The 20,406-nt window shown below is 68.3% G+C and carries 21 protein-coding genes; 11 read left to right on the top strand and 10 right to left on the bottom strand.

Going from position 1 to position 20,406, the window contains the following annotated elements; genetic code table 11:
* Positions 1 to 54: 54 nt before the first annotated feature.
* The 3 genes from CKW06_RS13370 to CKW06_RS13360 are packed head-to-tail and all read left to right on the top strand — an operon-like array spanning position 55 to position 5,545.
* On the top strand, positions 55 to 1,302 hold the full coding sequence (locus CKW06_RS13370; protein WP_024956521.1) for a TolC family protein: 1,248 nt from the start codon (positions 55 to 57) through the stop codon (positions 1,300 to 1,302).
* The gene (locus CKW06_RS13365; protein WP_024956522.1) at positions 1,299 to 2,471 is read left to right on the top strand and encodes an efflux RND transporter periplasmic adaptor subunit; all 1,173 of its coding nucleotides are present in this window, start codon (positions 1,299 to 1,301) and stop codon (positions 2,469 to 2,471) included. The genes CKW06_RS13370 and CKW06_RS13365 overlap by 4 nt, the downstream gene beginning before the upstream one ends.
* Complete coding sequence (locus CKW06_RS13360; RefSeq protein ID WP_024956523.1) at positions 2,468 to 5,545, top strand: efflux RND transporter permease subunit; 3,078 nt, start codon at positions 2,468 to 2,470, stop codon at positions 5,543 to 5,545. The genes CKW06_RS13365 and CKW06_RS13360 overlap by 4 nt, the downstream gene beginning before the upstream one ends.
* Positions 5,546 to 5,677: 132 nt before the next feature.
* Here the strand turns inward: CKW06_RS13360 and CKW06_RS13355 are convergent, their stop codons facing one another.
* Entirely contained in the window at positions 5,678 to 6,421 is a 744-nt protein-coding gene (locus CKW06_RS13355) for an SDR family oxidoreductase (RefSeq protein WP_024956524.1), read from the bottom strand.
* A 106-nt stretch (positions 6,422 to 6,527) separates the two neighbouring features.
* Between CKW06_RS13355 and CKW06_RS13350 the strand changes: the two genes are divergently transcribed.
* Entirely contained in the window at positions 6,528 to 7,469 is a 942-nt protein-coding gene (locus tag CKW06_RS13350; protein WP_024956525.1) for a LysR family transcriptional regulator, read from the top strand.
* 135 nt (positions 7,470 to 7,604) lie between these two features.
* Here the strand turns inward: CKW06_RS13350 and CKW06_RS13345 are convergent, their stop codons facing one another.
* From CKW06_RS13345 to dkgB, 8 genes are all read right to left on the bottom strand, one after another.
* Positions 7,605 to 8,972 (bottom strand): heavy metal sensor histidine kinase, encoded by a 1,368-nt coding sequence (locus CKW06_RS13345; protein ID WP_024956526.1) that lies wholly within the window; start codon positions 8,970 to 8,972, stop codon positions 7,605 to 7,607.
* Complete coding sequence (locus CKW06_RS13340) at positions 8,969 to 9,667, bottom strand: heavy metal response regulator transcription factor (protein WP_012480412.1); 699 nt, start codon at positions 9,665 to 9,667, stop codon at positions 8,969 to 8,971. Before CKW06_RS13340 ends, CKW06_RS13345 begins: the two co-directional genes overlap by 4 nt.
* A 45-nt stretch (positions 9,668 to 9,712) precedes the next feature.
* Positions 9,713 to 10,594, bottom strand: a complete 882-nt coding sequence (locus CKW06_RS13335) for a CopD family protein (protein WP_024956527.1) — start codon at positions 10,592 to 10,594, stop codon at positions 9,713 to 9,715.
* Between the two features lie 10 nt (positions 10,595 to 10,604).
* Positions 10,605 to 10,982: a copper homeostasis periplasmic binding protein CopC gene (gene copC, locus CKW06_RS13330; protein WP_005409841.1), complete on the bottom strand. Its 378-nt coding sequence runs from the start codon at positions 10,980 to 10,982 to the stop codon at positions 10,605 to 10,607.
* 126 nt (positions 10,983 to 11,108) lie between these two features.
* Positions 11,109 to 11,432, bottom strand: coding sequence for a MoaF-related domain-containing protein (locus CKW06_RS13325; protein ID WP_005409840.1), 324 nt, complete (start codon positions 11,430 to 11,432; stop codon positions 11,109 to 11,111).
* Complete coding sequence (locus CKW06_RS13320; RefSeq protein WP_032963259.1) at positions 11,429 to 12,367, bottom strand: cyclase family protein; 939 nt, start codon at positions 12,365 to 12,367, stop codon at positions 11,429 to 11,431. Before CKW06_RS13320 ends, CKW06_RS13325 begins: the two co-directional genes overlap by 4 nt.
* A 19-nt stretch (positions 12,368 to 12,386) precedes the next feature.
* Entirely contained in the window at positions 12,387 to 13,334 is a 948-nt protein-coding gene (locus tag CKW06_RS13315; protein WP_005413603.1) for a TIGR03571 family LLM class oxidoreductase, read from the bottom strand.
* 11 nt (positions 13,335 to 13,345) lie between these two features.
* Positions 13,346 to 14,149: a 2,5-didehydrogluconate reductase DkgB gene (gene dkgB / locus CKW06_RS13310; RefSeq protein WP_005409837.1), complete on the bottom strand. Its 804-nt coding sequence runs from the start codon at positions 14,147 to 14,149 to the stop codon at positions 13,346 to 13,348.
* A gap of 118 nt (positions 14,150 to 14,267) precedes the next feature.
* On the opposite strand from dkgB, the gene CKW06_RS13305 reads away from it, so the two are divergent.
* Entirely contained in the window at positions 14,268 to 15,170 is a 903-nt protein-coding gene (locus tag CKW06_RS13305) for a LysR family transcriptional regulator (RefSeq protein ID WP_005413602.1), read from the top strand.
* A gap of 279 nt (positions 15,171 to 15,449) precedes the next feature.
* Here the strand turns inward: CKW06_RS13305 and CKW06_RS13300 are convergent, their stop codons facing one another.
* Entirely contained in the window at positions 15,450 to 15,923 is a 474-nt protein-coding gene (locus CKW06_RS13300; protein WP_024956529.1) for a MerC domain-containing protein, read from the bottom strand.
* A gap of 31 nt (positions 15,924 to 15,954) precedes the next feature.
* On the opposite strand from CKW06_RS13300, the gene CKW06_RS13295 reads away from it, so the two are divergent.
* From CKW06_RS13295 to CKW06_RS13270, 6 genes are read left to right on the top strand one after another with little or no spacing between them, the layout of a single operon-like run.
* Positions 15,955 to 16,488, top strand: a complete 534-nt coding sequence (locus tag CKW06_RS13295; RefSeq protein WP_024956530.1) for a ZrgA family zinc uptake protein — start codon at positions 15,955 to 15,957, stop codon at positions 16,486 to 16,488.
* Positions 16,485 to 17,180 carry an ATP-binding cassette domain-containing protein gene (locus CKW06_RS13290; RefSeq protein ID WP_024956531.1) on the top strand — a complete coding sequence of 232 codons (696 nt, stop codon included), beginning with the start codon at positions 16,485 to 16,487 and terminating at the stop codon, positions 17,178 to 17,180. Before CKW06_RS13295 ends, CKW06_RS13290 begins: the two co-directional genes overlap by 4 nt.
* The gene (locus CKW06_RS13285; protein WP_032963265.1) at positions 17,173 to 18,426 is read left to right on the top strand and encodes an ABC transporter permease; all 1,254 of its coding nucleotides are present in this window, start codon (positions 17,173 to 17,175) and stop codon (positions 18,424 to 18,426) included. Before CKW06_RS13290 ends, CKW06_RS13285 begins: the two co-directional genes overlap by 8 nt.
* A 2-nt stretch (positions 18,427 to 18,428) precedes the next feature.
* Positions 18,429 to 18,980, top strand: a complete 552-nt coding sequence (locus CKW06_RS13280; protein WP_024956533.1) for a DUF3299 domain-containing protein — start codon at positions 18,429 to 18,431, stop codon at positions 18,978 to 18,980.
* The gene (locus CKW06_RS13275; protein ID WP_024956534.1) at positions 18,970 to 19,590 is read left to right on the top strand and encodes a DUF3299 domain-containing protein; all 621 of its coding nucleotides are present in this window, start codon (positions 18,970 to 18,972) and stop codon (positions 19,588 to 19,590) included. The genes CKW06_RS13280 and CKW06_RS13275 overlap by 11 nt, the downstream gene beginning before the upstream one ends.
* Positions 19,590 to 20,336 carry a hypothetical protein gene (locus CKW06_RS13270; protein WP_024956535.1) on the top strand — a complete coding sequence of 249 codons (747 nt, stop codon included), beginning with the start codon at positions 19,590 to 19,592 and terminating at the stop codon, positions 20,334 to 20,336. Before CKW06_RS13275 ends, CKW06_RS13270 begins: the two co-directional genes overlap by 1 nt.
* The last annotated feature ends 70 nt before the right edge of the window (positions 20,337 to 20,406 follow it).

The following is a 20,406-nucleotide window of genomic DNA, read 5'->3' as shown; positions in this document are numbered from 1 at the left end:
TCGTGCAAGGTTGGGGCAAGTTTGGCGCAAGTGCATCACCTTACCGTGACGTGCATGAATTTCTCCTCTCGTCTAGCGGCCGTGCTGGCCACGCTTCTGTGCGCGCCTGCGGCTTCGGCGCTGTCCCTGCAGGAAGCGCAGCGCGCAATGGAAGCACACAACCCGGACCTGCGCGCGGCGGCACTGGAGCTGCGCGGTGTGCAGGGCGATGCGCAGACGGCGGCATTACGCCCGGCCACCGAGCTGTCGATCGGCACCAGCAAGATCAGCCCCAAGCATGGTATCGGCCCTGGGCGCTGGCAGGACAAGCGGGTGGACAGCACCGTGGGCCTGGGCTGGACCTGGGAACGTGGTGGCAAGCGCGCACTGCGCATCCGCCAGGCCGACGCGCTGCTGGAAGTGGCCGGGCTGGAGATGCTGGATGCGCGGCGTCGCCAGCAGGTGGCGCTGCATGAAACCTATTTCGGCCTGAAGGGCGCCCAGGAGCGGGCGCGGATTGCTGATGCCAACCGGCAGAGTTCGGCCGAGCAGATGGCGGCGGCGGACAAGCAGGTCGCGACAGGGGCGATGGCACCGGTGGATCGCGCGCGGCTGGCGGTGGACGATCTCGCCGTAGCCGACGCGGCGCGCGAGGCGGCCCTGGATCTGCGCGATGCACGGCATGCGCTGGGGCTGCTGCTCGGCCGCGACGACAGCCATGACCTCAGCGCCGATGATCCGTGGCCAGACCCCGCGGGCAGGGTGGATACGCGTGCGTTCGACCCGCAGCAGCGTGCCGATCTGCGCGCGGCACGTTCGCGCCTGGCCGCGGCCGACACCGGTGTGGCACTGGCGCGCAGTGAGCGCCATCGCGACATCCAGCTGGGTGTGGAGGCCGAGCGCGAGCCGACCGACATCAGCGGCGTCACCTGGGGTGTGTCATTGACCATTCCGCTCGGCGGCCCGTCACGTGCACGCGGCGCGATCCAGCGTGCCGAGGCCGACCGTGACAGCGCCGCGCTGGAGCTGCAGGTACTGCAGCGCGAAGCACGCGCCGAGCTGGACCAGCTGCAGGCCAGCGCGCAGTCCGCCGCACAGCGCCGCCGCGACTATGAGGGACTGCAGTCCGACGCCGCACGCAAGGCGGTGCAGGGCATCGAACTGGCGTACCGGCGCGGCGCCGCCAGCCTGACCGATCTGCTGGATGCGCGCCGCAGTTGGCGCGACTTCGAGGCCGCGCTGATCGATGCGCGCGCCGACCATGCCATTGCCCTGGCGCGCTGGGAAGCGGCCACATCCGTTGCTGAAGGAGAGTCCCGATGAAGTCCCCCGTCGCCCATCGCCCGCGGGCGCGACACGGCGTGCTGCCGGCCTTGCTGGCGCTGGCCCTGCTGGTCGGCTGCGGCCGTGAGCCGGCGTCCTACACCGAGGATGCGCCGCAGATCAGTGCCGGCCAGATCCAGTTTCCTGCCGGCAGCCGCCAGCTGGACGTGCTGCGCAGCGAGGCGGTGACCGCCGGCGCCAGCGCCAGCCTGCAGCTGCCGGGCCGGGTGGTCTGGGACGAGACCCGTTCCAGTGCACTGCGCACGCCGTTGCCGGGGCAGGTGGCGCGCATCGAGGCGCAGCCGGGCCAGAAAGTGAAGGCCGGCCAATTGATTGCCTGGATCACCTCGCCCGAGTTCGGCCAGGCCCAGGCGGAGGGCGTGCGTGGCCGCGCCGAGCTGCAGCAGGCGCGCAAGGAGCTGGAGCGCACCCGCGAGCTGCATGCGGCGGGTGTGGCGTCGGGCCGCGAACTGGACGAGGCCGAGGCCAACTTCGCCGGCAGCCAGGCCGATCATGCGCGTGCAACCGCCTTCGCCAAGGCATATGGCAACGGCCAGCGCGTCGACCAGCGCCTGCCGCTGCGCGCGCCCATTGATGGCGTGCTGGTGGAGCGGCGGATGAGCCCGGGCATGGCGGTCAGCCCGGACAGCGAACAGCCATTGGCGGTGATTGGCGATCCGGACCGCCTGTGGTTGCTGCTGGATGTTCCCGAGAGCCTGGCCGGACGCATGAAGGCGGGCATGCAGGTGAGCGTACCCGGTGCCGATGGCCAACTGCTGCAGGCGACCCTGCAGCACGTGGATGACTTCGTCGACAGCGAACGCCGCGTGGTGCAGGCGCGCGCCGAGCTGGACAACCGCGCACGCGGCTTCAAGGCGGGGCAGTACGTGCGCGCCCAGGTGGCGTTGCCGGCCGACGGCGGTGTCTCGCTGCCCGATGCGGCCGTGCTTCTGATCGACGGCAAGCAGGTGGTGTTCGTGGAGGAGGACAAGGGGCGCTACGTGCGCCATGCCGTGCATGCCGAGGAACTGGGCGATGGCCGGCTGTGGGTGCGTGACGACCTGGCGGTTGGCAGCAGAGTGGTGGTCGAGGGCGGCCTGCTGTTGCAGCAGCTGGTCGACAGCGCGCCAGCCGCCGCCAGCGCCGGCACGGGGCACGCCGCGCCATGATCGATCGCCTGATTGCCTATTGCCTGCGCCAGCCCTTGATGGTGATGCTGGCGCTGCTGTTGTTCATCGGCGCTGGCATTGCCGCGTTCCGCGTGCTGCCAGTCGAGGCCTTTCCGGATGTGTCCGATACACAGGTGACAGTGGTATCGCTGCACACCGGGCGCGCGGCCGAAGAGGTGGAGCGCGAAGTGACGATGCCGCTGGAAGTGGCGCTGTCCGGCATTCCGCATTCGGTGCGGGTGTTCTCGCATACGCAGTTCGGCCTGTCGATGATCATCCTGACCTTCGACGACAAGGCCGATGACTACTTCGCGCGCCAGCAGGTGCTGGAGCGCCTGCAGGGCGTGGAGCTGCCGGAAGGGGTGACCCCGGAACTGGAGGCGATGAGCTCAGCGGTAGGCGAGATCTACCGCTACGTGCTCAAGGGCCCGCACATGACGCCGACCCAGCTGCGCACCGTGCAGGAATGGACGATGGAGCGCAGCCTGCGCACCGTGCCGGGCGTGGCCGATGTGATCAGCTTCGGCGGCTTCGCGCGCACGTTCCAGGTCAAGCCGGACCTGGACAAGCTGCGTGACCGCGGCATCAGCCTGCGTGAGTTCGCCGAGGCCCTGGAGAAGGGCAGCTCGAATGCCGGCGGCGGCTACGTGGAGCGCGGCCAGCAGCAGTTCCTGATCCGCGGCGTAGGCCTGATGCGTTCGCCGGCCGACATCGGCAATGTGGTCGTGGAGCAGCGTGGTGGCACGCCGATCCTGGTGCGCGACCTAGCCAGCATCGCCGATACCGGCCTGCCACGGCAGGGCCTGGTCGGCCAGGACGACAATGACGATGCGGTGTTCGGCATGGTGCTGATGCGCAAGGGCGAGAATCCGTCCGACGTGCTCGGCGCCCTGCATGCGCGCATCGCCGAGATCGAAGCCAACCAGCTGCCGCACGGGGTCAGCATCGAGCCGTTCTACGACCGCTCGTGGCTGGTCTCGACCACGCTGAAAACCGTCTTCAGCAACCTGCTGGAAGGCGCGGTGCTGGTGTTCCTGGTGCTGTGGCTGTTCCTGTACAACGCCCGCGCCGCACTGATCGTGGCGGCGATGATGCCGCTTGCGCTGCTGTCGACCTTCCTCGGCCTGCACCTGTGGGGCGTGCCGGCCAACCTGCTGTCGTTGGGTGCGATGGACTTCGGCATCATCATCGACGGCGCGGTGATCGTGACCGAGCACATCGTCTCGCGATTGTCGAAGCTGCCCCCTGCGGCCGACCGGAAGACACGGTTCTCGACCATTCTTTCAGCCGCATCGGAAGTGGGGCGGCCGACGTTTTTCTCGATGTTGATCATCATCGCCGCACACATCCCGATCTTCACCCTGCAGCGCCAGGAAGGCCGCATGTTCGCGCCGATGGCGTACTCGGTGACCTCGGCCCTGATCGGTGCGTTGATCCTGGCGCTGACCGTGGTGCCGTTGTTCTGCTACTGGTGGCTGCGGCGCGACCGCATGCGCGACGGCAATCCGCTGATGGACCGCCTGACCGGCTGGTACCGGCCGATCCTGGAGCGCGCTCTGGCCCGCCCGCGTGCGGTGGTACTGACCGCGGTCGCGCTGCTGGCCGGCACGCTCGCGCTGGGCACCCGGCTGGGTTCGGAGTTCCTGCCGGAGCTGGACGAGGGCTCGATCTGGCTGACCGCCACGCTTGACCCCAGCACCAGCCTGGCCGAGGCGCAGCAGCAGTCGCGGCGCATCCGTGAGCTGGTCGGCACCTTCCCGCAGGTATCGACGGTGGTGGCCAAGCTGGGGCGCCCGGAAGACGGCTCCGATGCCAAGGGCGCCAACCAGATCGAGGCGCTGGTGGCGTTGAAGCCCGAGAAGGAATGGCCGAAGGGCGTGGACAAGCGGCAGCTGGTCAGTGATCTGCAGCGCACGCTGGAGCAGCGTATTCCAGGGCCGGAGTTCTCGATCTCGCAGCCGGTGCGCGACAACATCCTGGAGAGCATCTCGCAGATCAAGGGCCAGGTGGTGATCAAGGTCAGTGGCTCGGATCTGGACGTGCTGAACCAGCAGGCGCAGGCGATCCTGGGACAGGTACGTGGCGTAGAGGGCGTAGAGAGTGCCTTCATCGACCGTGACGGCTCACTGCCGCAGCTGCAGATCGAAATCGACCGCGACCGTGCTGCGCGCTATGGCTTGAACGTGCGCGATATCGACGAGGTGATCGAGACCGCACTGGGCGGGCGCCAGGTCGGCGAACTGTGGGAAGGTGACCGCAGGTTCCCGATCACGTTGCGCCTGGACGACGCCGACCGCGACCTGCAACGGCTGCGCACGGTGCCGGTCGGCATCGGCGATGGGCACACGGTGACACTGTCCGACGTGGCCGACTTCCGCATGGCCAGCGGTGCGATCAACATCTCGCGCGAGAACGCACAGCGGGTCAAGGCGGTGAGCATCTTCATCGCCGGGCGTGACATGGGCAGCGTGGTGGCCGACATGCGCAAGCGCGTGGACGCCAGCGTGCAGTTGCCGGAAGGCTACCGGCTGGAATGGTCCGGGGAGTTCGAGAACCAGCAACGTGCGATGAAACGGCTGGGCTGGGTGATCCCGCTGTCGGTGCTGATCATCTTCGTGTTGCTGTTCGATGCCTTCAAGGACATCAGCAGCGCCGCGCTGATCCTGGCCAACGTGCCACTGGCGATGATCGGCGGCATTCTCGCCCTGTGGTTGACTGGGATTCCACTGTCGGTGTCGGCGGCGATCGGCTTCATCGCGTTGTTCGGGCAGGCGGTCTTGAACGGGGTGGTGATGCTCAGCCGCTTCGCCCAGCTGCGCGAGCAGGGCATGGACCTGCTGCAGTCGGTGGTGCAGGGCTCGCTGCAGCGCCTGCGCACGGTGCTGATGACCGCACTGCTGGCGATGTTCGGCCTGCTGCCGATGGCGACCTCGCATGCCATTGGCGCCGAGACCCAGAAGCCGTTGGCGGTGGTGGTGATCGGCGGCCTGCTGTCGGCGATGCTGCTGACCCTGCTGGTACTGCCCACGCTGTACTACTGGGTGCATCGCCGCCGCGAGGCACGCACCGGATGATCCGCACGGTAGATCCACGCCATGCGTGGATGCGACCCCGCCGCCGGGCATGCCCCGGAGCTACCGAGTTCCCGCGCTCCGCGTAGATGCGATCAGTAGATCCACGCCATGCGTGGATGCCGTTCGCGCGATCTACACCATTCCGCCGTTGGCGCGCAGCACCTGGCCGTTGATCCATCCGCCATCGGCACCGGCCAGGAACCCCACCGCGCCGGCGATGTCTTCCGGCGTACCCAGCCGTTCCAGAGGGTTCATCTTCGCCAGCCGCTCGATCAGTTCCGGTGACTTGCCGTCCAGGAACAGGTCGGTAGCGGTCGGACCGGGAGCCACCGCGTTTACGGTGATGTTGCGCCCGCGCAGCTCCTTGCTGAGGATCGCGCCCATCGTCTCCACCGCCGCCTTGCTGGCGGCATACACGCTGTAGTTCTCCAGCTTGATGCCAACCACGCTGGTGGACAGGGTGATCAGGCGGCCACCGTCGCGCACCCGTCGCGCGCTCTCGCGCAGCACGTTGAAGGCGCCTTTCAGGTTGATCCCGATCACCCGCTCGAACAGGGCGTCGTCGGTATCGGCCAGCGGCGCCAACTGCAGCACGCCGGCACTGTTCACCACTACGTCGATACCGCCGAAGCGCGCCTCGATGGCATCGAACAGCTGCCGCACCGCCTGAGGATCGGCGACATCGGCCTGCAGCGCGATGGCCTGCGCGCCGGCCGCGCTGAGTTCGGCCGCCAATGCATCGGCGTCGTCGCGGCGGCCCGCATAGTTGATCGCGACCGCGTGGCCTTCAGCGGCCAGGCGGCGGGAGATGGCGGCGCCGATGCCACGGGAGCCGCCGGTGACCAGGGCGACAGAGCGGGCGGGGGAGGGGGTCATGGTGGCTTCCACTGGGGAGCGCCGGAGTGGCGCAGGGCTATCTTCGCGAGATTGTCCTTTCGGATAGTCCTGCATAATCCGTCAACATCATCCGGACAGCCGAACAATGGATCGTTTCACGGCCATGCGCGCCTTCGTCCGTATCGTCGAGCGCCGCAGCTTCACCCGGGCCTCCGAGGACCTGGGCCTGCCACGGGCCACGGTGACCGACGCGATCAAGGCGCTGGAACAGCGGCTGGGCGTGCGCCTGCTGCACCGGACCACCCGGCTGGTGGTGCCGACGCTGGAAGGCGAGGCCTTCTATGGCCGTTGCCTGCGCCTGATCGCCGACATGGACGATGCCGAGGCTGCGTTCCGTGATGCCCCGCCACGCGGGCCGCTGCGCATTGAAGTACATGGCACGCTGGGCCGACACCTGCTGTTCCCGCACCTGCCGGAATTCCTGCAGCGCTACCCGGAGATCGAGCTGGACGTCAGTGAAGGCGACCGCTATGTCGACCTGCTGCGCGAAGGCGTGGATGCGGCGCTGCGGGTGGGGACGCTGGCCGACAGCGATCTGGCGGCGCGCCGGTTGACGATGCTGCGCGAGGTCACGGTGGCCGCGCCGGGTTATGTGCAGGCGCACGGCCTGCCCGATACCATTGAATCGCTGGAGCAAGGCCATCAGATGATCGGCTACCGCTCCAGCGCCACCGGCCAGCTGATCCCCCTGGAGTTCCAGCAGGCGGGACAGGTGCGCTACGTGCCGCTGCAGGCGCGGGTGCGTGTTTCCGGCGCGGATGCATTCCTTGGGGCCGCGTTGGCGGGCCTGGGCATCATCCAGGCACCGCGCTACCGGATGGACCCGTATATCGCGCGCGGGCAGCTGGTCGAGCTGTTGCCTGAGACGCCGCCGACGGCAAGCCCGTTGAGCCTGGTCTACCCGCGCAACCGCACGCCGTCGCCACGCTTGCGGGTGTTCATCGACTGGGTGGCCGGGGTGTTCGAGCAGACCGGGGTTGCCGGCCAGCGGCCGGCACTACCGTCCAAGGGCGCGCGTGCTGGGTAGTGCCGGCCGCTGGCCGGCAGCACCGAAGCAACGTTCCTGAGACGCTGCCATGGGCTGGCTGTGCAGGGTAGTGCCGGCCGCTGGCCGGCAACTGCAATGCGCTTGATGTACCGGGGTACCGGCCAGCGGTCGGCACTACCGGGCGGCGGCGCCCGGCAGCACCAGCTCGAACACGGTGCCGGTGTCATCCGACACAACACTCACACTACCGCCATGGGCCTGTGCAATCGCGCGGGTAATCGCCAGCCCCAGTCCGGCACCTTCGTGGCGGCCGCGCTCGCCGCGGTAGAAGCGATCGAACAGGCGCGGCAGCGCTTCGGCGGCAATCGGCGTGCCAAGGTTGTGCACGCTGACCCTGCACACGCCATCGGCCTCGATCAGCCGCACCCGTACTTCGCTGCCCACGGCTGCGTGCTTCAACGCGTTGGACAGCAGGTTGGCGATCGCGCGGTGCAGCATCAGGCGGTTGCCTTCCACGCTCGCCACACCGTCGCGGCGCAGGGTCAACTGCCGGTCCTCGGCCAGCAGGTCGTAGAACTCGAGCAGCGAATCCACCACCCCATCCAGCGCCACCAGCTCGCGTGAGGGCAGCGCGCCCGGCGCCTCGGCCTGCGCCAGGTACAGCAGGTCGCCCACGGTCTGCGCCAGCTGCTGCAGTTCCTCGGCACACGACGCAAGCGTCTCGCGGTAGGCCTCGTTGCTGCGCGGGTGCGCCAGCACCACCTGCACCTGGGTCAGCATGTTGGTGATCGGGGTGCGCAACTCGTGGGCGAGATCACCGGAGAACTCGGTCAGCCGCGCGAAGTCCTGCTGCAGGCGTGCCAGCATGCCGTTGAGGGTCTGCGCCAACTGCTCCAGTTCGGCCGGTGCACTGCGCGCGCTCAGGCGGCGCTGCAGGCGACCGGCGGTGATCTGCCTGGCCTCATCGGCCAGCGTGCGCAGCGGCCGCAGCGTACGCCGCACCACATAACCGCCGAGCAGGCTGCTGGCCACGGCGGCGCCGATGATCGCGATCGCCAGCAGGTGGCGGAAGCGCTGCAGGAAATCGGCATGGCGGTCGTCATCGATGGCCAGCAGGGTGACCAGCGGGCTGCCGTCGGCCAGGGTCTGGCGCAGGTGCAGGGCATGCATGCAGCGGCCATCGGCGAGGATCCAGTCGTGCCGCCGTGGCGCGGCGTCGATCGGCTGGCCGCGTGCATGCTCGCGCAGCAGTGCCGGTGCGGTCGAGAACAGCACCGCGCCACGCCCATCAACAACGTGGAAGGCGATATCCGGATGATGGCCCAGCGCCTCTGCCAAGCGCTTCCCGCGTGCGGACGCAGGTCCGTTATCGGCGAGGTCACGGATCAACGCGACCTTGTTTTCCAGTTCGACGAAGTCCTGGGCGACCAGGTCGTGGCGGGCACTGACATAGATCGCCACGCCCAACGCGGCCAGCACCAGCGTGGCCACGATGGCGAACAGCAGCGTCAGCCGCACCGCGATGGAACGGCGCAGGCTCATCCGCTGTGCACTGCACCGTCGTCCGGCGCCTCCAGCACATAGCCCATGCCGCGCACGGTGACGATCAGCTTGGCATCGAAGTCATCGTCGATCTTCGCGCGCAGGCGGCGGATCGCCACGTCGATCACGTTGGTGTCGCTGTCGAAATTCATGTCCCACACCTGCGAAGCGATCAACGAGCGCGGCAGCACTTCGCCACGTCGGCGCGCCAGCAGCTCCAGCAGGGTGTATTCCTTCTGGCTGAGGGTGATGCGCTGGCCGCCGCGTTCAACCCGGCGGCGCAGGGTGTCCACCACCAGGTCGGCGATGACGATGCGCTCGGCCTGCGGCTGCGCCTGGCCGCGACGCAGCAGGGTGCGTACCCGCGCCAGCAGCTCGGCGAAGGCGAATGGCTTGGCCAGGTAGTCGTCGGCGCCCAGCTCAAGGCCCTGCACGCGGTCGGCGATGCTGCTGCGCGCGGTCAAGAACAGTACCGGCACCTGCCAGCCGGCCTCGCGCAGCCGCGACAGCACGTTCCAGCCATCCAGGCCGGGCAGCATCACGTCGAGGATGACCAGCTGGTACTCGCCGCTGCCGGCCAGGTGCAGCCCGTCGACGCCGTTGCAGGCGAGATCGACCACGTAGCCGGCCTCGATCAGCCCCTGGCGCAGGTAGTTGCCGGTCTTGGGTTCGTCTTCGACGATCAGCAGTTTCATGATGCGCCCATCATCGCAGCTTGGGCCCGTACCGGAACGGATTGATCATGCCAGTGGGTCCAGCGTGCCAAGCACCGCGACGCAGGCCAGCACCAGCAGCGCCAGCAGCGATTCGCAGGCCAGGCTTTGGCGGAGCGAGCGCAGCGGCCTGGGTTGCCAGCCGCCACGGATGGAGACCGCCAGCGCCGGCACCAGCCGCCAGCGATGCAGCGCGGCCAGGCCCAGCATGCCACCGGCCAGGGCGAGTTTGAGCAGCAGCCAGCGTCCGTGCGCAGTGCCGATGAGGGTCTGCACGGAACCGCCAAGGTCGACATAGGTATAGGTGCCGGTCATCGCCAGGGCGGCGACGATGACCGTGCCGGGCAGGGCGAAGCTGTGGGCGGCCTGCCACAGTGCATGGGTGCGTTCGCGCAGGTGTAGGCCTTGTGGACGCAGCGCCAGTTGCAGAATGGCGGCGATCGCGCCGACCCAGGCGCCGACGGCCAGCAGGTGCACGTTGCCGGCCAGCAGCCGCAGCGTGCCACCGAACCCATCGCCCGCAGCGGCGTGGCCGTTCCAGGACAGGCTGGCGAGGGCCATTCCGGACAACGCGAGCAGCGCCACGCGCCGCGGTCCACCCAGCGGCGTGGCGGATGCCAGCAGGGGCAGCATCGCCAGCACCGCCACGGTGCGCAGCAGGCCGGCTTCACCTACCGGCGTGCTGGTGAGGAACCAGTGCGCCGTTGCAGGGTCGATGTCGACCGGCGCGATGCCGAGCACACCGGACAAGCGGGTGATGGCATCGGTGACCACCACGGCCAACGCGATCAGGGCGAGCGCCAGCGGGACGCCGCGTGGCACCGGACGGACGAACAGCATCCGCCCGAACAGCAGCATCAGCACCAGGTACAGCGCCAGCCGCAGCGCATACGGTGAGAGCTCGGCCATGGCGGCGGCCTTACTTCACGGTGAAGCGGTAGTTGCCGGTCATCGGATGACTGTCCTGGCCGACCGCGCGCCATTGCAGTGCGTAGCTGCCTGCGGGCAGCGGCTTGGCGAAACGCGCGCGCAGCGTGTGGCCATCTTCGGAAATGTCCTGTGCGGTGGTGGGCATGGCCATCTTCATGCGGCCATGGTCCATGCTCAGTTCGATGCGGGTGGCACGCGGCATCACCTTCTCACTGAACTGCAGCGTGATCTCGGTCGCCGGGGCAATGGTGGCGTCGGCGGCCGGCGTCGAACGCACCAGGCTGGGATGGGCCAGGGCCAGCGGCGCAACCGCGAGGCCGGACAGGAGAAGCGCCAGGGAGGCGGAGCGGCGAAGGGAACGGGTCATGCGCGGGACACCTGTGGAAGACGTGGCCCTTAGGGTGGAGGGCGGCGCCTTTCGCCGCCCTGACCCGAACATTACCGATCTGTAATGTTCCGTCCACGCACAGGTGGTGCCGGCCGCTGGCCGGCATCACAGTGCTGCCAACGGCCCCTGCATGCGATGGAAACTGCCATCGGTGGCGGTGAACCAGGCCAGCGAACGCCCGCCGACGAAGTCGTCGACATGCACGACCGTTGCGCCATCGGCTTCCTGCCACGAAATGGCATAGACCCCTTCGCCGATCTGCTGCCACTCGCAGGCGGCTTCGCCCTGCGCACCGGCATAGGCGCCGGAAACGATGGCGTACTGCACGTGGCGGCCATCGGCGCTGTAGACATTGTCGGCGGCCAGGCCGTCATAGCTGACGCGGAAGCGGCGGCCGGCGAACAACGGCAAGGCGGGGGCCGTGTTCATCGGATCGCCACCGGGTTGATGTTGACCTGGGTCGAGCCGACGTAAAGCGGCTGGCCGAGCACGAACAGGAATTCCCAGGCCTTGTCGCGCACCAGCGCACGGCTGTCGATCAGCTCCAGGTTGTAGATGCCGCGCTTGGCCAGCATGTACTGGTTGATCGGGAACTCCTCGGTACCGTTCGGGTTCGGGTAGACCTCCGAGGCCCAGGTGTCGCCACCGAAGGCGACGATGCCCTGGTCGGCCAGCCACTTCGCGGCCTCCATGCCGATACCCGGCTCCACTTCGAGGAACTGCGTGTTGTCCTTGCCGATCAGTTCCAGCCAACCGGTGTTGAACAGCACCACGTCGCCCTTGCGCAGGCTCAGGCCCTGCTTCTTCAGCACGGCCTGGATGTCTGCCACGGTGAACTCGGTGCCGCCGGGCACGATCGCCTTGCCGTAGTACGCGGTCATGTCCAGCACGACGCCGCGGGTGACCATCGGCGGTACCTTCTCGACGCCGAGCTTGCGCACACCGTCCACGGTGACGAAGTCGGCGGCCTTGTTGCCGTTGTAGTAGACGTTGTCGATGCCGATATGGCCGATGCCGTTGAGCTGGGTGCCAACGCCGGTCCAGGCGTTCACCAGTTCATCGTTGAAGGTGAACTTGTTGGGGCCCAGCGACTTGCCGGCCTGCTGGCCGACCTGCACGTTGTACAGGCGGAAGCTGCGGTGGCGGAACGCGGGCAGGTTCTTGTCCACCGGCACCGCCAGCGGATAGGTCTTGCCGGTCCTGACCAGCGAGACCGCGTGCTTGACCACGTCAGCGGTGAGCAGGTTGGCCGCGCCGATCTCGTCGTGGGCGCCGTAGGCAGAGGGATACCACTCCTCGGCGGTGGCCTGGAAGGACAGCGGCAGGGTGGCCAGCGCAAGCGCGGCCAGGGTCTTCATCTTCATGGCAAAGCTCCGGTAACTGTCAGGCCGTCGCGGTGGCGCCGGCATGGGCCGGGAAGTGCGGCAGCACGTACTCGGCGATTTCGTGGAAGGTTTCGGCCAACGGCCGTTCGTTGCGGCGGAACTGCAGGCCGATGTGGTCGACACCGGCCGCCTGCATGGCGTGCAGCTCGGCCAGCAGGGCGTTGCGGCCGCCACGCAGGCCGAAGCGCCAGCGCTGCAGGGGGGCGTCGGCATCGTCCACCAGGTCCAGGTGGATGAAGCTGGCATACGGCTTGTTGCCGGCCACGGCGCGCCACGCCGCCACGCGTTGCGCATGGTCCTGCGGCGCGCCCGGGTAGGCCAGGCAGCCATCCATGTGCTGGCCGATCCATGCTGGTTGCTGTTGGGCCAGGCCGGCCACGAACAACGGCAGGGCCGGGCCATCGGCGGGCAGCACGTCCAGGCCCTGCGGCAGGTGCGCGGCGGCGCCTTCGCGCAGCAATGCGATCTGCTCGCGGAAACGGCTGCCACGGCTGTCGAAGTCGCGACCGAACAGCGGGTACTCCACCGGGCGGTCGCCACTGGCCACGCCCAGCAACAGGCGGTCGCCGCTCAGCCGCTGCACGCTGCGCGCCGACTTCAGGGTCAGCAAGGGCTCACGGATCGGCAGCACCACCGCACCGGTGCCCAGCAGGATGTCATTGGTGATGCCGGCCAGGTAGCCGAGGTAACTGAATACCTCGAACACCTGTGCGGCATCGCCGAAGGCCGGGTCGTACACCGGTACGTCGCGTACCCACAGCGCACGGAACCCGAGGCGGTCGGCCAACCGTGCCAGCTCCGCATGGCGCTGCAGGTCCGGTTCACCGGGCAGGCGTCGCGCGGCGCGTCGTGCCTGTTCGCCCAGCGGCGTCCAGTCATTGTCCAGCGGTGCTTCGATGCCGATGCTGAAACCACCGGCCTGCAGCCGCGCCAACGCACTGCCCATGGCCAGGCTCCTCAGTCCCAGGCCGGGGCCAGGCCCGGCGGATCGACTTCGCGGCCGTTGCGGTCAAGTGCAGCGATCGCGGCCATGTCATCGGCATCCAGGTGCAGGTCCTGGGCGAGCAGGTTGCTGGCCAGATTCTCGCGCTTGGTCGAGGACGGAATGACCGAGTAACCCCGCTGCAGCGCCCACGCCAGCGCGACCTGGGCCACGGTGGCCTGGTGCTTGTCGGCGATGGCGGCCAGCACCGGATCCTTCAGTACCTTGCCGTAGGCCAGGGTCATGTAGGAGGTCACGGTGATGCCCTGGTCCTGCAGGAAGGCGGTCAGTGCCGGGTTCTGCAGGTACGGGCTCAGTTCGATCTGGTTGGTGGCGATCTCGCCGGCACCGACCACCTCGATGGCCTGCCGGGTCAGCTCGATGTTGAAGTTGGACACACCGATCTGGCGGGTCAGGCCCAGCGTCTTGGCTTCGGCCAGCGCGGTCATGTACTCGCGCAGTTCAACGCCATTGCCCGGCGCCGGCCAGTGGATCAGCAGCAGGTCGACGTAGTCGGTGCGCAGCTTGGCCAGGCTGTCGCGCAGGCTCGGGATCAGCTTGTCGGCGGCGTAGTTGTCCACCCAGATCTTGGTGGTCAGGAACAGCTGGTCGCGCGGGACGCCGGATTCGGCGATGGCCTGGCCGACTTCGGCTTCGTTGCCATAGATCTGCGCGGTATCGACTGCACGGTAGCCAACGTCGAGGGCGTTGCGCACCGAGTCGATGACGGTCTGGCCGGTCAGGCGGAAGGTGCCGACGCCAAAGGAAGGAACGCTCATGATGGACTCCAGGGACTTCGTTGAGAGCCGGTGGGCTCGGGACAGGGCGAAGTGTGGGCGCTTTACATTTGTTGATTAAGCCGTGTATACGGGAAACGCTTTTGCGCCGAGGTAAAAAATGAAAACCACCCTGGATGAGCTGAAAGCCTTCGTGGCCGTGGTCGACAGTGGTTCGATCACGGCGGCGGCCGAGGCGCTGGAACTGACCATCTCCGCCACCAGCCGCACCCTGGCGCGGCTGGAGGACAAGCTGCAGACCACGCTGCTGCGACGGACCACGCGGCGGCTGGAACTGACCGAGGAAGGCGCGGCGTTCCTGGAGTACGCGCGTACGATCCTGGCCACGGTGGACGAGGCCGAGGAACAGATGGCCGCGCGGCGGCTGCAGCCGGTCGGGCGCCTGCGCGTGGACGCCGCCACGCCGTTCATGCTGCACGTGATCGTGCCGCTGCTTGAGGGGTTCCGTGAGCGCTACCCGCAGGTGGAGCTGGAGCTGAATTCCAATGAAGGCATCACCGACCTGATCGAGAAGCGCACCGACGTGGCGTTCCGCATTGGCGTGCTGCGCGACTCGACCCTGCATGCGCGGCCGATCGGCCACAGCCGCATCCGGGTGGTGGCCAGCCCCGAATACCTGCGCCGCCAGGGAACGCCCACGCGCGTGGAGCAGCTGCGTGAGCACGACCTGCTGGGCTTCACCCAGCCCAGTTCGTTGAACGAATGGCCGCTGCAGGATGCCGATGGCGGGCCTTTCGTGATCGAGCCGGCCATCGCTTCATCCAGTGGCGAGACACTGCGGCAGATGGCGGTGGCCGGGCTGGGCATCGCCTGCCTGTCTGATTTCCTCACCCGCCAGGACCGGCGTGATGGCCGCCTGGTGCAGCTGTTCGCCAGGCAGACGCAGGAAGTGCGGCAGCCGATCAACGCGGTGTACTACCGCAACACCGCGCTGGCCGCCCGCATCACCTGTTTCGTCGACCACGTGACGCAGACGCTCGGCCAGCGTCCGTTTGACGAATAGAGATCGGTAGAGCCGGCCGCTGGCCGGCTTTTCCCCTCCTGCCGGATCACAGCAGCTGCCGGCCAGCGGCCGTTACTACCAACTGTGTATCACCTGTTGCGTGGCCCATGCATGGATGGGTAGAGCCGGCCGCTGGCCGGCTGCCGGGTCCTTGGGGCTGCCGGCCAGCGGCCGGCACTACCAAATGCGTATCACCTGATGCGTGGCCCATGCATGGATGGGTAGAGCCGGCCGCTGGCCGGCTGCCGGGTCACCGGGGCTGCCGACCCGCGGCCGGTGTCAGCGGGTGCGCAGCGCCCGCCGGTTGCCGATGTGCGCGCATGCCAGCAGCACGCCACCAGTGGCTGTCGCCACGCCATGCCAGAGCAGCGATTCCTTCAGCGGCAGATACAGCGAGGCCGACAGCAGCAGGATGGCGCCGATGCAGGCCAGCCGCAGGGGCGGCCAGCGCCCGTGCCGGTGCACCCCGGCCGAGGTACTCGCCAAGGCCAGCGACGAGGCCAGCAGCGCGAACAGCCATTCCCAGTGCGACATCATCAACAGCAATGTCATCGCGCCATGGCCGGGATGCTGGAACGAGCGCAGCGCCATCATCGCGGCCGGCACGAAGGCCAGCAGCAGGGGCAGGGCGATGCAATGGGCGGCGCAGGCCAGGGACAGCCAGGCACCGGCAAGATCGAAGCGGGGGTGCCAGCGTGCCGAAGTTGGCGGCTGGGCCAGGGCCCTTGCGGGCGTCGTGGGGATGTGGTCCATAATGTTACATAGTAACAATTGGAGTCTCCCCATGAAGCGTTCTGCTGCTCTTTTCCTGCTGCTGGCTGCCAGCGCCGCGCAGGCCCATGACATCCGCCAGCACGCACCGCACGTGCACGGCCAGGCCACCGTCGAAGTTGCGCTTGACCAGCAGACGCTGGAATTCGCCCTGCAGGCCCCCGGCATCGGCATCCTCGATTACGAGCGACCGCCGGCCAATGCAGCCGAGCAGGCCGCGCTGGCACGGGCTACGACAGTGCTGAAGGGCGGCAGCTGGGTCACCTTGCCCACCGCTGCGGGCTGCCGTCTGGCCACCGGTAAAGCCGATGCAGAGGGCTTCGACGCGACGGCCGCCGCGCCGCCGCCGGGACAGCACCGGCACGCAGGTTTCAGCGCAACGCTGCAGTACCACTGTGCGAAACCTGCCGCGCTGCGCGCCATCGTCGTGCGCCTGCCCGTACTTTTCCCCGGCCTGCACGAAGTCATAGTCAACAGCGCAACCGCCAATGGCCAGAACCGCAGCGTGCTGACGCCCGACAACCTGCGCGTGGTGCTGGCACCGTGAGCGCGGCACCGGTGATCTCGCTGGAAGACGTGCAGTTCGGCTACGGCATGCAGCAGGTGCTGGACATCCCGCGGTTATGGGTCGAGCAGGGCAGCAGCGTGTTGCTGCGCGGAATCAGCGGTGGCGGCAAAAGTACCCTGCTGGGCCTGCTGGCGGGCGTGCTGCTGCCCGGCAAGGGCCGTGTCGAGGTGGCCGGGCACGCGCTGCAGGCGATGCGCGGTGCCGCGCGGGACCGCTTCCGCGCCGACCACCTGGGCGTGATCTTCCAGCAGTTCAACCTGCTGCCGTTTCTCAGCGTGCGCGACAACATCGCGCTGGGCCTGCGCTTCTCGCGCCTGCGCAGCGCGCGCATCAGCGGCCCGCTGGATGCCGAGATCGCCCGCCTGCTGCAGGCCCTGCAGCTCAACCCTGAGCTTATGCAGCGGCCGGCGGGTACGCTCAGTGTTGGCCAGCAACAACGCGTGGCGGCAGCACGCGCCCTGATCGGTCGTCCGGCATTGCTGCTGGCCGATGAGCCCACCTCGGCGCTTGACCGTGAAGCGGCAACCGCGTTCCTGCAGTTGATGTCCGCGCAGTGCCAGGCGGCCGGCGCCACGGTGCTGGTGGTCAGCCATGACGACAGCCTGCAGCCGTTGTTCGACCGCGCCATTTCACTGTCCGAGATCAACCAGGCAGGTGCCGGCCATGCTTGAGCTAGCCTGGGCCAGCCTGCGCAGCCGCGCGTTGAGTGTCGGCCTGACCGTGCTGGTCATCACCCTCAGCGTGGTGCTGCTGCTGGGCGTCGAGCGTGTGCGCACGCAGGCGCACGAGGGGTTCGCCAGCACCGTATCGGGCACCGACCTGATCGTCGGTGCGCGCTCGGGACCGGTGAACCTGCTGCTGTACTCGGTGTTCCATATCGGCGACCCGACCAACAACGTGTCCTGGCAGTCCTACCAGGAGCTGTCCGCCTTGCCGCAGGTGAAGTGGTCGGTGCCACTGTCGCTGGGCGATTCCTGGCGCGGCTACCGTGTAGTGGGTACCACTGGCGGCTACTTTGAACACTATCGCTATGGTTCCGGTCACGAGCTGGCCTTTGCACAGGGGCGGCCCTTCGATGATCTGTATGACGCGGTGATCGGCGCAGAAGTGGCACGCGCGCAGAAGGTCGGCCTCGGCGATGAGATCGTGCTGGCACACGGCACCGGCGCGGTCACCCTGGCCACGCATGCCGACAAGCCGTTCCGTATTGCCGGCATCCTGCAGCGCACCGGCACGCCGGTGGATTCGTCGCTGCTGGTCTCGCTGCCGGCCATCGAGGCGATCCATGTTGACTGGCGATCGGGCGTGCAGCTGCGCAGCCAGCGCGTCAGCGCCGAGCAGGCGCGCCACCTGGACCTGACACCGACCAGCATCACCGCCTTCATGCTCGGCCTCAACTCGCGCATCGCCACGTTCTCGGTACAGCGCAGGATCAACGAGTATCCGGATGAGGCGATGCTGGCGATCCTGCCCGGCGTGACCCTGCAGCAGCTGTGGCAGTCGCTGGGCACCGCCGAGCGCGCACTGCAGCTGATCAGCGCGATGGTGGTGGCACTCGGCATGGTCTCGCTGGTGGCGCTGCTGGTCTCGACCCTGCAGGAGCGGCGGCGCGAGATGGCGATCCTGCGTGCCACCGGGGCACGGCCGGGTTACATCGCCGGCCTGCTGGTGGTGGAGGCGGTGGCGACCAGCGCGGCGGCCTGCGTGCTGGCGCTGGTGCTTCTGGTGGCCGCCAGCGTTGCCGGGCGCGGCTGGGCCCTGGCCACCTTCGGTCTGTCGATCACCCATGTCTGGCCGGACGGCCGCGAGCTGGCCTGGGTGGCAGGCGTGCTGGCGATCAGTGCGGTGGCTGGGCTGGTCCCGGCGTTGCTCGCTTACCGGCGCACCTTGGCCGATGGCCTTTCACCGGGAGGCTGAGCATGCGCTGGATGCTGTCGCTGCCGATGGTACTGGCCCTGGTTGCCTGCGAGCGGCCGGTGGATACCGGTGTGCAGGCCCTGCCACCCGCGCCGGTTGTCGACCGCGCTGACGCTGCGGATGCGGCAGAGCAGGAGCTGGACTGGCTGCAGATGATGCCCAAGGACGAGCTGGCCGCGCTGGAACGCGGCGAGGGCCCGGAAGTCGAACACAACGGCAACCGGCGCATGCCGCAGTTCGGCACCTTCCGCACCGTGGACACGGTGCTGCAGCGGCCGGTGCGCCTGCCGGGCTACGTGGTACCACTGGCCAACGCGCAGGACGGGCGGCTGACCGAATTCCTGTTCGTGCCGTACTACGGCGCCTGCATCCATGTGCCACCACCGCGGCCGAACCAGATCGTGCACGTGGTGCTGCCGCGCCCGATCGACATGCCTGACATGTATTCGCCGTTCTTCCTGGCCGGCACCTTGCATGCCGAACGCTTGGACGACGATCTGGCCGGTTCGGCCTACACCATGCGTGACGCGCAGCTGAGGCCGTATGAACCGTAGTCACCTGTTGCTGGCGTTGGGATGCCTGTGGTTGGCGGGCTGCACGGCGCCTGGCGGCCATGCGGTGGGGGTCACGCCGGAGGACAAACCGGCGCCCTCCGCCACGGGCGAAGCCCCCATCGCCCGTTGGGACGCGTTGCGGCCCGACGAAGTGACCTACCAGCGACCGCCGCCGCAGATCGGCCTGTCACGCAATGGGATGGAGGGTGTGGGTGGCCTGATTGACGACACCGGCTCCGGCACGCCACCGGGGCAGGAAATCGACCATTCCAGCCCGGATCGCGCCAAGCAGTTCGGCTCTTCGCGCGTGGTCGATGCTGTTGATGGTCGCGCGGTGGATCTGGATGGCTACGTGGTACCGCTCGGTACCAACGATGCAGGATTGGTGGATGAACTGCTGTTCGTGCCGTTCTACGGCGCCTGCATCCATGTGCCACCACCGCCGCCCAACCAGATCATCCATGTGACCCTGGCGACACCGATCGCACTGGGCGATCTGTGGGATCCGTACCGCCTTGTCGGCCGCCTGCAGGTGAAGCGCTTCGACGCGGACATCGCCAGCGCGTCCTACGATGCCGCGGCAGCCACGCTGACGGTAATCCGCAACTGATGCGCAGGCGATGGATCATGGCTGCCGGGGTGCTGCTGGGCGGGGTGGTGCTGCTGGTGTGGTGGCAGCGGCAGCGCGCACCCACCGCGCCGCCGGCGGTTGCGTTTCCAGCACCGGCGTCCGATGCCAGCCAGCGCATCGAACAGCGCCTGGGTGACGATCACGCGTTCCGCAACGACGTATTGTTCCTGCTCGCGGCAACATTGCGCGACCGCTGCCAGCCCGCGCAGGCGGGCCTGCTGGCGCGCATGGCCAATCGTGCGTCGCTGCCGGTGCTGGCGGCGGTGAGTGCGGTGACCCAGCAGGATCCATCGCTGGACCGGCCGATCTACCAGTACATCCAGCACCGCGCCGACGCGACGCAGTGCGGCCAGCCGCTGCAGATGCCGCAGGCCGGTGGGCGCAGCATGGCGGTGGACATCGAACAGTACGCGCGCACGTTCCCGGACAGCTACTTCGACCCGCAGCGCAGCAGCGTGCCGCGGGATTTCGGTGGACTGCCACTGCAGCAGCGTGCCGGCAATGCCTGCAACAGCGTGGTGTATTCGGTGCTGCCGCTGGGTGGCACCGACTGGCGGTGCAGCAGCCTGCGCGCGAATGCCCGTGCGCGCGTGCGCGGGCTGTGCGAGGACGAACTGCGGCGCCAGCATGGTGACATTGGTGGCGAGCTGGACGCCGCCGTAGGGCAGGGGATGCAGGCGACGGTGGTATCGGCCATCGCCGCGCTGCCGGAAGACTGCCGGTGAGCGTCTACCAGTAGAGCCAGGCCACGCCTGGCTGGCGGTTCCGACGAGCAGGCTCGCCTCTACAAAAGCT

This window comes from Stenotrophomonas maltophilia, from assembly GCF_900186865.1.
Taxonomy (GTDB): domain Bacteria; phylum Pseudomonadota; class Gammaproteobacteria; order Xanthomonadales; family Xanthomonadaceae; genus Stenotrophomonas; species Stenotrophomonas maltophilia.
This window is presented reverse-complemented; position numbering and strand designations above follow the sequence as displayed.